General features: G+C 52.9%; 11 protein-coding genes. 5 read left to right on the top strand and 6 right to left on the bottom strand.

Going from position 1 to position 12692, the window contains the following annotated elements; translation table 11 throughout:
* Positions 1-273 precede the first annotated feature (273 nt).
* The 3 genes from U9M73_RS00005 (at position 274) to U9M73_RS00015 (ending at position 2673) form a co-directional block, all read left to right on the top strand.
* The gene (locus tag U9M73_RS00005) at positions 274-909 is read left to right on the top strand and encodes a glycoside hydrolase family 11 protein (RefSeq protein WP_036644891.1); all 636 of its coding nucleotides are present in this window, start codon (positions 274-276) and stop codon (positions 907-909) included.
* A 99-nt stretch (positions 910-1008) separates the two neighbouring features.
* Entirely contained in the window at positions 1009-1860 is an 852-nt protein-coding gene (locus U9M73_RS00010) for an SUMF1/EgtB/PvdO family nonheme iron enzyme (protein ID WP_036644892.1), read from the top strand.
* 105 nt (positions 1861-1965) lie between these two features.
* Entirely contained in the window at positions 1966-2673 is a 708-nt protein-coding gene (locus U9M73_RS00015; RefSeq protein WP_323075791.1) for a DNA alkylation repair protein, read from the top strand.
* A gap of 158 nt (positions 2674-2831) precedes the next feature.
* On the opposite strand, the gene U9M73_RS00020 is transcribed toward U9M73_RS00015, so the two are convergent.
* The 4 genes from U9M73_RS00020 to U9M73_RS00035 form a co-directional block, all read right to left on the bottom strand.
* On the bottom strand, positions 2832-3023 hold the full coding sequence (locus tag U9M73_RS00020; RefSeq protein ID WP_323075792.1) for a hypothetical protein: 192 nt from the start codon (positions 3021-3023) through the stop codon (positions 2832-2834).
* Positions 3024-3166: 143 nt separating this feature from the next.
* Entirely contained in the window at positions 3167-4723 is a 1557-nt protein-coding gene (locus U9M73_RS00025) for a flavocytochrome c (RefSeq protein WP_323075794.1), read from the bottom strand.
* Positions 4724-4941: 218 nt separating this feature from the next.
* Positions 4942-6720 (bottom strand): ABC transporter ATP-binding protein, encoded by a 1779-nt coding sequence (locus tag U9M73_RS00030; protein ID WP_009224576.1) that lies wholly within the window; start codon positions 6718-6720, stop codon positions 4942-4944.
* On the bottom strand, positions 6707-8482 hold the full coding sequence (locus U9M73_RS00035) for an ABC transporter ATP-binding protein (RefSeq protein ID WP_260069729.1): 1776 nt from the start codon (positions 8480-8482) through the stop codon (positions 6707-6709). The genes U9M73_RS00030 and U9M73_RS00035 overlap by 14 nt, the downstream gene beginning before the upstream one ends.
* A 245-nt stretch (positions 8483-8727) precedes the next feature.
* On the opposite strand from U9M73_RS00035, the gene U9M73_RS00040 reads away from it, so the two are divergent.
* Together U9M73_RS00040 and U9M73_RS00045 are read left to right on the top strand one after the other, a co-directional pair.
* Entirely contained in the window at positions 8728-9321 is a 594-nt protein-coding gene (locus tag U9M73_RS00040; RefSeq protein WP_323075799.1) for a GNAT family N-acetyltransferase, read from the top strand.
* Positions 9322-9731: 410 nt separating this feature from the next.
* The gene (locus tag U9M73_RS00045) at positions 9732-10964 is read left to right on the top strand and encodes a DEAD/DEAH box helicase (RefSeq protein WP_323075800.1); all 1233 of its coding nucleotides are present in this window, start codon (positions 9732-9734) and stop codon (positions 10962-10964) included.
* A gap of 74 nt (positions 10965-11038) precedes the next feature.
* Here the strand turns inward: U9M73_RS00045 and U9M73_RS00050 are convergent, their stop codons facing one another.
* Positions 11039-11788 carry a GTP pyrophosphokinase gene (locus U9M73_RS00050; protein ID WP_260069732.1) on the bottom strand — a complete coding sequence of 250 codons (750 nt, stop codon included), beginning with the start codon at positions 11786-11788 and terminating at the stop codon, positions 11039-11041.
* A gap of 119 nt (positions 11789-11907) precedes the next feature.
* Positions 11908-12453: a GNAT family N-acetyltransferase gene (locus tag U9M73_RS00055; RefSeq protein ID WP_127576342.1), complete on the bottom strand. Its 546-nt coding sequence runs from the start codon at positions 12451-12453 to the stop codon at positions 11908-11910.
* Positions 12454-12692: the final 239 nt, after the last annotated feature.

The raw sequence follows: 12692 nt of genomic DNA on the forward strand, positions 1-12692 counted from the left end.
AAGAAAAACTTCCGCTAAACGCGGTCTGTCTACTTTGAATGTACGTCGATAGACGTTTTTCTTATATGTAAAAATCTAGATAAAACCTTTAATTCGTGAAGTGAAATGTATGCGCTTACCTACTATAATTTTCTATCAAAGGGGGTGATAGTTAAATGTTGGTAAAAGAGGCTCCAAGGTAGGTGATGCCCCAGGAAACGAAGCTTGACCTCGGTAAGAAGCAGGGAGCAAGAATTATTTTTGTTAGTCAAATCTATTTCTGAGGAGGAATGTTTGATGAAATTAAAAAAGAAGATGCTCACTTTACTCCTGACGGCTTCGATGAGTTTCGGTTTATTTGGGGCAACCTCGAGTGCAGCAACGGATTATTGGCAATATTGGACGGATGGCGGCGGAACGGTGAATGCGGTTAACGGGTCCGGGGGCAATTACAGCGTAACTTGGCAAAATAGCGGGAACTTCGTGGTCGGCAAAGGCTGGAGCGTAGGGTCGCCAAATCGGACGATCAATTACAATGCCGGCATCTGGGAACCTTCGGGGAACGGGTACTTGACCCTTTACGGATGGACTAGAAACTCGCTGATCGAGTATTACGTTGTCGACAGTTGGGGGACGTACCGGCCAACAGGTACTCACAAAGGAACGGTGAACAGCGACGGAGGCACCTACGATATTTATACGACCATGCGCTATAATGCGCCTTCCATTGATGGCACGCAGACGTTCCAACAGTTCTGGAGCGTGCGGCAATCGAAACGACCAACCGGCAGCAACGTCTCCATCACCTTCAGCAATCACGTGAATGCCTGGAGAAGCAAGGGCATGAACCTGGGCAGCAGCTGGTCGTACCAGGTCTTGGCGACGGAAGGCTATCAGAGCAGCGGAAGATCCAACGTCACGGTGTGGTAATGGTTCATCGCTAAATTTGGTCTCAAGGCCGTTCGGTTTGCCGCCGGCGGCCTTCACTGATCTTCAATCAAAGGGGAGCTGACCTTGAGGAAGCGATACATGAGCATGATCTTGTCCATCACCATCATGGTGCTGGTCTCCGCCTGCTCGCAGGCAGCAATGGGGAGACCGGAGCGGCAGAACGACTCCTTCGTGCTAGTTCAAGGCGGGAGCGTGAAGAACACCCGGTCTAATTTTTATGGCTCGAGCAGGGTACTGGCTGATTTTTATATCGGAAAATATGAAGTGACCCAGAGAGAATGGGTGGAAGTGATGGGCAGCAATCCGTCTCAGTTCCAAGGCGACCAATTGCCGGTGGAGATGGTGAGCTGGTACGACGTGATCGAGTATTGCAATCAGCGGAGCATAAAAGAGGGCTTGAAACCTTTTTACAATATAGATAAGCAAAAAATAGACCCCAACAATCAAAGCGAATACGATCCTGTGAAATGGACGGTCACCATCAATCCGGACGCGAACGGGTACCGGCTTCCGACGGAGGAAGAGTGGGAGTATGCAGCTGGGGGCGGGCAGCACAGCCAAAGCTATAAATACAGCGGAAGCTCGCGTGTGGACGATGTGGCCTGGTATTGGCGGAATGCCGGAGAGGAGTACCTGAGCGGGGACTGGAACTGGCCGATCATTGAGAGTAATCATAGCCGAACCCGGCCTGTTGGCGGCAAGGAGCCCAATGAGCTGGGGCTGTACGATATGTCTGGCAATGTGAGGGAATGGTGCTGGGATTGGTACGGGGACGAGGTGAACCAGAACTATAAGCGTGGCTCATTTCGCGTAGTGAAAGGCGGCGGCTGGATCGGCGATGTCAGCAGCAGCGAGGTGTCGTTTCGCGGCAAGTTTGAAGCGAGCGGCTTTGGCCCGGATCAAGGGTTCCGCCTGGCGCGCAACAAGTAGTTTGGCGAGGACGCTTGGCCTTATTTTGGAATTGAATCAAGCCCTTCTCACGTAGTAAGCTAGGGGAGAAGAACCCATACGGGATGAAGGGAGCTGGCTCCATAAATGAAGCTGGAAACGGTGATGCAGGAGCTTGAGGCACTCGGTAAGGAGCGCCTGAAAAAAATGTACATGTCCAACGGCGCGCGGGAGCCGCTGTTTGGTGTAGCCACAGGAGAAATGAAGCCGCTGTTCCGGCAGATCAAGATCAATCAGCCCTTGGCTGAGGAGCTTTACGCGACGGGGAATTACGATGCGATGTATTTTGCGGGGATGATTGCGGATCCGAAGGCGATGACGCATGCGGATTTTGATCGCTGGATCGAGGGGGCGTATTTCTATATGCTGTCGGACTTCGTGGTTGCCGTCACCTTGGCGGAGGCGGATATCGCCCAGGAGGTGGCCGACCAGTGGATCGCCAGCGGGGACGAGCTGAAGATGTCGGCGGGTTGGAGCTGTTACTGCTGGCTATTGGGGAGCCGGCCGGACAGCGAATTTGACGAGGGCAAGTTCGCCGGCATGCTGGAAACGGTGAAGAACTCGATTCACGATGCGCCCGAGCGTACGAAGTCTGCGATGAATAACTTTGTTTACACCGTCGGGGTTTCTTACCGGCCACTCCACACTCAAGCGGTGGAGACCGCCCAGGCGATCGGCCCGGTCGAGATGAAACGGGGGAAGAAGAAAAGCGCCATTCTGAACGCTTCGGAAAGCATTCAAAAAGCGCTGGATCGCGGGCAACTGGGCTTTAAGCGGAAGTATGTGCGGTGTTGAGATTGGCGGGGAGGGGACACGGAGCTGGTAGCTGTGGGCGTTAGTCCACCGGGTGCATTCTATATGAAAAATCGAATACAATCGGCTAAATTCGGCGATATCGGCGAAATGTATTCGAAAAATCATACAGAATTGGGCCTGATGCGGGTGAAATCGAGCTACAACGGTTTCCCATTCAACGTCGGCGGGTCCTCGGGCTTCATCTCGGGACCGAAATCGTCCGTCGCTGCGGCAGGGTTGCCGTCCTGGTTCCAGGCGTCTTTCGTCATGAAGGCGCCTTTTCGGCCTTCGTTGGTGGAGTCCTTGGCCTTGGCCCGCTGCAGCTGAGTGTAGTCCTCATTTTTGCTCATCTTAGGCACCTCCTTAGGTTTCGTGTATCGTGGGTGGTTATTTAGTATTCCCAAAGATCATTTCCTCAAAAAAGAAAATCCGCCAAAGCTCGAACTCCTTGGAGTCCAAGCCTTGACGGGTCCCTATCTCATGATCGTTCAGCTTATTGCGCCTTCACGAACTCGGCCGCCTTCACGCCGGCCTGACGTCCGAAAATGATAATATCGGCCACGGAGTTGCCGCCGATCCGGTTATCCCCGTGCAACCCGCCGGTAACTTCGCCAGCGGCAAACAGACCTGGGATCGGGTTGCCTTCTTTGTTCAATACTTCTGTGTTGGTGTTGATTTTCACGCCGCCCATGGTGTAGTGGATGCCGGGAGCAATTTTGATGGCATAGTACGGTGCGCCGGACAAATCGTTATCCATCCCGGTGGTTCTGCCGAATTCGGCGTCATTTTGATTCTGAACAGCCGCGTTCCAAGTTTCTAACGTTTGCGCCAAAGCATTTGCCGGTACACCCATCTTTTCGGCCAAAGCTTCAATCGTGTCGCCCTGGAGTACAATGCCCATCTTCTCATATTGTTGGATCGCTTTAGCTCGGGATTTCACACCGAAATCAAAGACAAGGTAGGCGGACTTCTCAGGCAGGGCATTGATCGCGTTGGTCACTTTATCGCGCGTGTCCATTTCATTAAAGAAACGCTTGCCTTCGCTGGAAACAAGGATCGCGCCTTCGCCGCGCACGGCTTCACCGATCAGATAAGATTTCTCCTGTTGAACAGTCGGGTGAACCTGGATCTGATCCATATCAACGGTAACGCCGCCCAATTTCTCAATCATCGTAATGCCGTCGCCGGTGCTGCCAGCTTGGTTGGTCGTGACATATCCCTTTAAGTCCGGTCTAAACTGCGTGATCATTTCCGGATTGGCCCCGTAACCGCCGGTCGCCACGATGACGGCTTTGCCGGTAATCGTTTTTTCTTCGGTATCGTTCAGGACCACCTTCACGCCGTTGACTTTGCCGTCTTGCTGAGTAATCTCCTTGACATTGGCGTTGACGAACAACGGAATGCCTTGTTCTTCAACGTTTCGGACCAGGCCGTCCACCAGGTATTGTCCCACGGCGGAGCCGTCTTCCGGACGGTGCGTGCGTTTTTCGCTCATGCCGCCCGTAATCGTGAGGTTATTCAACCGAATGCCAATGGAATCGAGCCAATCGATCGCGCCTGCGGAATGGTCAACGAAGAAACGCAACAGTTCGGTATCATTTGTATTGTGGCCACCTTTTAGCGTCTCTTCATAGAACTTGTCGTTGCTGTCTTCAATGCCTTGTTCCTTTTGGAATTTCGTCTCCGAGGCGTTCATGCCGGAGGACGATTTCGTCGTGTTACCGCCGGCCACCGGCATTTTCTCGAAGATAACGGGGTTCATACCGTTGGCTTTCGCTTCGAGTGCTGCGGTCATGCCAGCACCGCCTGCGCCGATGATAATGATATCGTAGCTGTCCTTCAATTGATCGTGAGGCGTATAGCTTTTTTCGGATGCGCCGGCTACGGCTTCGGCTTCGTTTTCTTTGGCTTTGTCCGTCTGTCCGCCAGCCTGCGTCTGGTTCTGATCCTGAGCCTGGTTCTGAGGCTCATTCCCATTGTTGCCGCATCCCGCGATGACAAGCATCAAGGATAAGACGAGAATGAGTGCTGCTGTAACTTTCTTTTGCATGATAAACCCTCCACTTCTGTCTATATCGGGGTGCTGTTTCTCTTTCGTTCCCCTTGGAGAGGATAACATAAGGGCATACCATAGTAAGTGAACCATTTCACAATTCGACAAATTTTGATATCCCAGCGTCCGGTACCCAGCGTCCGGTAAAAACAAAAAGGCAACTCCGTCAGCCAGGTTAAATTGGCTTGGCGGAATTGCCTTTATTTTTGCATGATCTATACAGCTTCCATCTTCTGCGCGGTATACAAGCGGTAGTACAGACCACGTTTGGCCATCAGCTCATCATGCGAGCCGGATTCGGCAATCCCCTTGTCGGAGACATACATGATGCGGTCGCAGTTCTTCACCGTCGACAGCCGGTGCGCGATGATGAACGAGGTGCGTCCCTTGAGCAGCTCGTTTAAGCCTTGCTGAAGCAGGCGCTCCGTCTTGGCGTCGATCGAGGAGGTCGCTTCGTCCAGGATCAGAATGCGCGGATCGGCCAGCAGCGTCCGGGCGAACGAGATGAGCTGCCGCTGTCCTTGGGAGAGCTTCGAGCCGCGTTCGTTCACCTCGGTGTAGTACCCTTGCTCAAACTCGCGGATGAACTCGTCCGCGCAGACCGTTTTGGCCGCGGCGATGACTTCCTCCTCGGTGGCGTCCAGCTTGCCGTATCGGATATTATCCATGATCGTACCCGAGAAAATAAAGCTATCCTGCAGCATTATCCCCATCTGGCTGCGCAGCGACTTCAACGTCACTTGAGAGATGTCGTGACCATCGATCAGAATCGCGCCTTCGCTCACATTATAGAAGCGCGAGATGAGGTTGACGACCGTGGTCTTGCCCGCGCCCGTCGGTCCGACGAGGGCGATGCTTTCCCCGGCTTTTACCTCGAAGTTCAGGTGCTCCAGAATGTTCAGGCCTGGATCGTAAGCAAACGTAACGTCTTTGAATTGGACGTTGCCCTGCACCGGCGGCAAAGCCTTCGCCCCCGGGACATCGCTGACCGTCACCGGTTCATCCATCGTTTCGAAGATCCGTTCCAGATAAGCGACGGCGTTAATGAAGTTGTTATACAGCTGGGACAGGTTCAGGATCGGTTGCCAGAAGCGGGCCGCATAGTTACTCATCGCAAGGATGACCCCGAAGGTCACGCCTTCCGGACCCATCGCAAGCAAGCCAACCATATAGATCAGCGTCGTGACGATCGTCGCCAGGTTGTCGACGGAGAACGGGATCAGGGCGTTGTAGCGAAGCGCCCGCATCCATTCCTTGCGGTAGTTGCCGGCCAGGCGGGTAAAGATGCCTTCGTTATGCTTCTCGCGGGAGAAAATTTGCGTCACGCCAATCCCGCTGATGCTCTCCTGCAAATACGCGTTCATGTTGGAGCTTTTGTTGGAAACAGCCTGCCATGCCCGGCGCTGCCGGGTTTTGATCAGCAGCATAACGCCGAGGAACACCGGCAATCCGGCCAAGGTGACGAACGACAACCGGACATCCAACGCAAACATAAACACAGCGATAAAGATCAAATTGACGATCTCCAAAATAAAGTTGATGATCCCGTTGGACAAAACGTCCGATACGGCGTTGACGTAGTTGACGACGCGGATCAGGATTTTCCCTTGCGGGCGGTCGTCGTAATATTTAAACGGCAGCTGCTGCAGATGCTTGAACAGATCCGTACGGATATCGAAGATGATATCCTGGCCGACCCGGGTCATGATCCGGGAGCGGATCGTCGCCAGCTCGACGCTGACCACGATCGTGAGCAGCATCAGCGCAGACCACCCGACCAGCGCACCAAACGCTTTCTCCGGAATCGTCACGTCCACAACGTGTTGAATAATGAGCGGCGCCGACAGCGCGATTGCAGCCGACAAGGCGCTCAGCACAAACGCGATGATCATCGGCTTCTGCTGTTTTCGGATGTACACCATGGCACGTTTGAAGTGCTTTATGTCAAAAGGAGACTCCAGATTCTCATCCACATCGAACTTATTTCTGGCCATGGGCGCTCACCGTCCTTCCGATCCCTTCATTTTGAAGCATAAATACATCGTAATAATAGCCGCGTTTCGCGAGCAATTCCGCATGGGTGCCTTCCTCGATCAGCCGTCCGCCGTCCAGGATCAGAATGCGGTCCGCTTCGGCCGTGGTCGACACGCGCTGGGCAATGATCAGCTTCGTGCACGGGAAGTTCAGCTCGCGCAAGCTCTTCTGGATATGCTCCTCGGTTTCCAAGTCAACCGCGGAGGTGGTGTCGTCGAGGATCAGAATCGGTCGGCGCACCGCCAGCGCCCGGGCCAGCGCAATCCGCTGCTTCTGACCGCCGGATAAGCCGACGCCGCGTTCCCCAACGATGGTGTCATACCCTTCCGGCATTTTCGTAATAAAATCATGCGCAGCAGCGAGCCGGGCATACTCTCTCGTTTGTTCCTCCGGCAGTTCGGGATCGCCGTAAGCGATATTTCCGTCGATCGTATCGGAGAACAGCAGCACGTCCTGGGTCGCGATGCCGATGTTGCTGCGGAGCTCATCGAGCTCCAGGTCGCGGACGTCCACGCCGTCAACCAACACTTGCCCGTCGGATACGTCGTAAAAGCGGGGGATCAGGTTTACGAGCGATGTTTTGCCCGAACCGGTTGAGCCCATAATGGCGATCGTTTCCCCCGGATTCACCGAGAAGCTGATATCGTGAAGCACTTCATTGCTGTCATATTTGAAGCTGACATGCTTGAATTCGATCCGTCCTTCGTAACGGCGCTTTTCGATCGCTTTGTGCTCGTTTACGATTTTTGGTTTGGCGTAATAAATTTCTACAATTTTACTTAAGCTGGCGAAGAAACGTTGAATATCGTTAATGATAATGCCGATGTTGCGCATCGGGTTGGATACGGCCCAGATCAATGCGGAGAACGCGGAAAATTCCCCGAAGGTAATCCGTCCCTGCATGACAAAATATCCGCCAGCCAGCATCAGGATCACGTTAAACGCTTGTGCGAACGTCTCCAGATACGGGAAGTAGTCCAGCCACACGAGCGCGGCTTTCTTGTTCGCTTCTGAGAAGTGAATGTTCTTGTCGGTGAACTTCTCAATTTCAAATTCTTCACGGGCAAAGGCTTTAACGACGCGGTTCCCCGAGATGTTCTCTTGGGTGATCGTGTTCAGTTGGGACAACCGCTCGCGCAGATCCACGTACATTGGACGGACCTTTTTCGCGAAGATGTAAGCCACGATGAAGATCGGAGGCGCCAAGATCAGCAGCCACAGCGTCAACACAGCATCAATTGTGAAAAAATAAGCGACGGCCGCAACAAAGATCGTCACCGATTCAATAATCGTCTTGATAATCCACGCCATCGAGTGCCGCACCATGTCCAGGTCCCCGGTCATCTTGGTCATGAGGTCCCCGGTCCGGTTATGGTCATAGTACTCCATATCCTGGCCTTGGATTTTGTTGTAGAGGTAGATGCGGACTTTGTACAGCATATTTTGCGAAGCCTGCTCGTATTGCATCGTCGTCAAATAAGCAAGCCCCGTCCGCAGCAGAGAGAAACCAATCATCCCCAAGCAGAGCATGATCAGCAGTCCCCGTTGCTGCGATAAATTTTCCATCGCATGTTCACCTGTGATAAACGTGTCGACAATGCGTTGGCCTATGTACGGATTGATAATCATGAGCGAGGAGCCCACGACGGAAAGCACCAGCGCCGTGATATATCTGGCCCGGTTGCCCTCCAAATTCTGCCACAGCCATTTGAGTTCAAACAATTCTGATCACCCGTTTCTGTTTGTTGTTGCAAGCTGTCAAATGCAACCCCGTTTTCGCAAATCATCGTGATTATACCACAACCGTTCACAGGTAAAACCCGCATATTCCAGCGTGTTGTCACGTAGGTTAGCGTTTTCGTGATGGGATCGCCTCTTTGCTTTTATTTCGGTAAAATCTTTAGAATATGAAGTGAATAGCTCCGATTTTGCAGGCCGATATGAAAAAAAGTGAAGGAGGGATTGCCATGGTCGAAGATATCGTCATCGTACCGTTAACCGCTGAAGATCGAGAGGAAGCCTGCCGGTTATTCGAGCAGACGATTCCAGAGGCGTTTGCCGCGGAAGGGCTTGGACATTTAATAGAAGATATCCGCGAGGAAATTGAGGGGAAAATCCAGCTGGTGGACGCAGCGCTTGGGGCTGCACCTGGCTTTGATTCACGCGGGGATGGGCCACAAGCGGTGGAGAGCCCTGTCTTTTTCCTCGCTGCGAAGATCGCTCGGGAGGTGGTCGGCATCATTTCCTTTGGCCCTTGCGGGAAGGAAATCAGGGAATGTACCCAGCACGCGTTGGACGATGTTGGCGAGCTGGGGAGCTTGTACGTGCTGTCCGCCTATCAAGGACAAGGCATCGGATCGGCTTTGATCGAGGCGATGGCGAAGGCGCTGCGGGAGCGGGGCATCGAGCGGTTCTGCCTCGACAGCGGCTACAAGCGGGCGCAGCAGAAGTGGCTTCGCAAGTTCGGTGAGCCTTATGCCGTGGCCAAGGATTACTGGGGGCCGGGGCAAGACCATATGGTATGGTTGTGTCAGGTGGAGGACTACGTGGTGCGCAGGTAGGGTTTCCGACTTCACTCGGTGCTGAAATAAGGGTAAAAAGTGGTCTTATTCTTCAAAATCAACACGTTCCTCGTAAAATAAGGCCCTAAAATGGCCTTATTGATCTCAAATCGGGCCAATACGGGACATTTCAGCCTCTTTTCCTCCAAATAAGACCCTAAAAGGGCCTTATTTTCTTCATGGAGTGCAAAAGGGCGGAAATAACGCCACAAAAGGGCCTTATCGGAATGCTCTGCCGAAATGAGAACGGTCGGCCATCGCGCATGCACCGAACCGGTCCGATCCAACTCTCCATTTGCCGGGTTACCTGTGAAGTGTTATATTGGTAAGATTGGTGGAACGAGCTTCAAGCCTTGGGCACTTCCTGCCAAAATTAGCGATTCCGGCAGTAAGGCCGGCAAGGAGTTATTATGCAATTTAAAGAACTGAACCTGATCCCTTCGATCTTAAAAGCGTTGGAGCAGGAAAATTATACGGCACCTACGCCGATTCAACAACAAGCGATCCCGCCGATACTCAGCGGCCAAGACTTGCTGGGTTGCGCGCAGACCGGTACGGGGAAAACCGCAGCATTTGCCATCCCTACACTGCAGTTGCTGCATAAGGATGGCGCCCCGCGTGCAGGCCGGCGGAACATCCGCGCGCTTGTGATCACGCCAACCCGCGAGCTGGCGCTGCAGATTTACGAAAATTTTTGCACCTACGGCAAGTACCTGCCTCTGAAATGCGCCGTCATCTTTGGCGGCGTGTCGCAGAAACCTCAGGAGGCCGCGCTGCAAAAGGGCGTAGACATTCTGGTGGCCACGCCCGGAAGGCTGAACGATCTCATGCAGCAGAAGCTGATCGATCTGAAGAACGTGGAGCTCCTGATTTTGGATGAAGCGGATCGCATGCTGGATATGGGCTTTATCCACGACGTCAAGAAGATCATCGCCAAGACACCGTCCCAGCGGCAAACCTTGCTCTTCTCCGCCACGATGCCAGATGCGATCGCGCAAATGGCCGATTCCATCCTGAGAAATCCCGTCAAGGTGGAGATTACGCCGGTTTCCTCAACGGTGGACACCATCGGGCAGTATCTGTATTACGTGGACAAGGGCAACAAGAGGGATCTGCTGATTCATCTTTTGAAAGACCCGTCCATCGAATCCGCCATCGTCTTTACGCGGACCAAGCATGGGGCGGACCGGTTGGTGCGCCACTTAACGAAGGCGCAGGTCAGCGCCAAAGCCATCCATGGCGACAAATCGCAAGGCGCTAGGCAGACGGCTTTGCAAGATTTCAAGAATCGCACCTTGCGCGTCCTGGTTGCTACCGATATTGCGGCACGGGGCATCGACATCGACGAGTTGTCCCACGTCATCAACTATGAGCTGCCGAATATTCCCGAAACATACGTCCACCGGATCGGGCGGACCGGCCGGGCCGGACAAAGCGGCGTCGCCATTTCGTTCTGCGATTTTGACGAGAAGCCGTACCTGGCCGATATCGAGAAATTGATCGGAAAGCGGATCCCTGTCATTAAGGAGCACCCTTATCCGATGCAGCAGACCGCCTTAGCTCCAAAGCCGGTGCAGCCGGCAAGGGAGTCCAAGAAGCGCACGGAATCCTTGAACACCAAACGTGTAAGACAATCCCGCTAAATGAAGAAGGAGTTGCACCTCCCATCTTGATGATGGTACAGGGCAACTCCTATTCTTGTAGGTCTTCCTAAGGCTCATTCCCCGCCCGACAACAACTTCAGCAGCTTCTGCGGAATGTTGAACTTCTGGTTGTCGATAAGCAACTGGAACTCTTCGGAGGCTTCGACTTGGTGAGCGTGCTTGATTTCCTCCATTTCCTGCTGCAGCTGTTCCATTTTCAAGTCCAGCTCGTAGGCGGTGTCGGCGGCGTTCTTGAGATCCTGGAGCAGACGATCCGGTACGGACTCGTTGTATTTATAGAAAATTTTGTGCTCCAGACTGGCCCAGAAATCCATGGCAATGGTGCGGATCTGAATTTCGACGCACACCATTTCCTCGCCGTCTGACATGAACACCGGCACTTCGACCAGCATGTGCAGGCTTTTGTATCCGTTCGGCTTGGGGTTCTTGATGTAATCTTTGATCGTAAGGATCTTCAGGTCCTTCTGCGCCTGCAGCATTTCGCTGATCCGGTAAATGTCCGAGATAAACGAACAGGTGATGCGAATGCCGGCGATGTCGCGGATACTGCGCTTGATATCCTCTAAGGAGGAAGCGCCGCCTTTGCGGTACAGCTTCTTCATGATGCTTTCCGGAGACTTGATTCTAGACTTCGTATGCTCGATCGGATTGTAGTCGTGGAGAAGCTGAAACTCCTCCTGCAAAATTTCGATTTTTGTCTCCACCTCGTGGAGAGCAAATTTGTACATCATCATAAATCGGGTCAACGACTTCTGCAAGGCCTTCATTTGCTCTAAGGGGTTCACAAAAGATTGATTTATCATTAGGGGCTCCGTCCTTTAACATTGTTCATCACATGATTTCCATTTCCATTATAGCTTAGGAGACAGGCCAGATGCCAGAAAGGGGGATATCATGAGCGAACGCCCCTGATTGATTGTACTTACGAGGTTTGCAGCAGGGGCAACGCGTCCGTCAATTGGATCTTATACGATTTGACCAGGGTCTCCCCATTGGTGGTATCAGCTTCGTAAGCCCGTTCGAATCCGAGGCTCTCATACAGCTTCACCGCAGCGGCCATCATGTCCGACGTATGTAGGTACAGCGTGCGGGCGCCCAGCTCCAGGGATCGGCGGGCGGCCTCACGAATAAGCTGCTTTGCAATTCCGCGTCTGCGGGCATAGGGGGATACGGCGAGCAGCCGGATGATGGGGGATTGGATGCCTAGGTCCGATCTCCCATAGGCCGCTTCCGAGTTCAGGAACAGCTGCACGCTGCCCACGATGTCTCCGTTAAGCTCGGCGACAAGGCGGGCATAAGGGCCGTTGCCGTAGACAGAGCTTCGGATGTTCTCGCGATATTCCTCCCACCGCTCACGGGGCATATCAAACGCATATTGCCGGTAAGCTTCCAGCATCACCTTGGCAATTTGTTCCCGTTCATCCTCCCGGGCATCCCGGATTAACACTTCCTGCTCTAAACGGCTCATCTCTCCAACACTCCTTATCGAAGTAATTCATTTAACATCCCAATCAGGTGAAGTGAAATCAGTATAGACTAAATACCGACTAACCGCATCGGAATATAAAAATATTTACACAGACATTAAAAAATTCTATATCGAACGATTGACAAAAAGTGGCGGGCTCCCTAAGATTAAGGATAATTTTAATAAAACCGCCTATATAGATTGGTATAGTAAGAAATATAGAGTAATTAGGGGAGGGA

The sequence above is a fragment of the Paenibacillus phoenicis genome, assembly GCF_034718895.1.
Taxonomy (GTDB): Bacteria; Bacillota; Bacilli; order Paenibacillales; family Paenibacillaceae; genus Fontibacillus; species Fontibacillus phoenicis.

What these genes read in the sequence shown, in the direction of transcription:
- U9M73_RS00010 (WP_036644892.1), top strand. Translation starts at nt 1,009, where the DNA reads ATGAGCATGATCTTGTCCATCACCATCATGGTGCTGGTCTCCGCCTGC.
- U9M73_RS00015 (WP_323075791.1), top strand. Translation starts at nt 1,966, where the DNA reads ATGAAGCTGGAAACGGTGATGCAGGAGCTTGAGGCACTCGGTAAGGAG.
- U9M73_RS00020 (WP_323075792.1), bottom strand. Translation starts at nt 3,023, where the DNA reads ATGAGCAAAAATGAGGACTACACTCAGCTGCAGCGGGCCAAGGCCAAG.
- U9M73_RS00025 (WP_323075794.1), bottom strand. Translation starts at nt 4,723, where the DNA reads ATGCAAAAGAAAGTTACAGCAGCACTCATTCTCGTCTTATCCTTGATG.
- U9M73_RS00030 (WP_009224576.1), bottom strand. Translation starts at nt 6,720, where the DNA reads ATGGCCAGAAATAAGTTCGATGTGGATGAGAATCTGGAGTCTCCTTTT.
- U9M73_RS00040 (WP_323075799.1), top strand. Translation starts at nt 8,728, where the DNA reads ATGGTCGAAGATATCGTCATCGTACCGTTAACCGCTGAAGATCGAGAG.
- U9M73_RS00045 (WP_323075800.1), top strand. Translation starts at nt 9,732, where the DNA reads ATGCAATTTAAAGAACTGAACCTGATCCCTTCGATCTTAAAAGCGTTG.
- U9M73_RS00050 (WP_260069732.1), bottom strand. Translation starts at nt 11,788, where the DNA reads ATGATAAATCAATCTTTTGTGAACCCCTTAGAGCAAATGAAGGCCTTG.
- U9M73_RS00055 (WP_127576342.1), bottom strand. Translation starts at nt 12,453, where the DNA reads ATGAGCCGTTTAGAGCAGGAAGTGTTAATCCGGGATGCCCGGGAGGAT.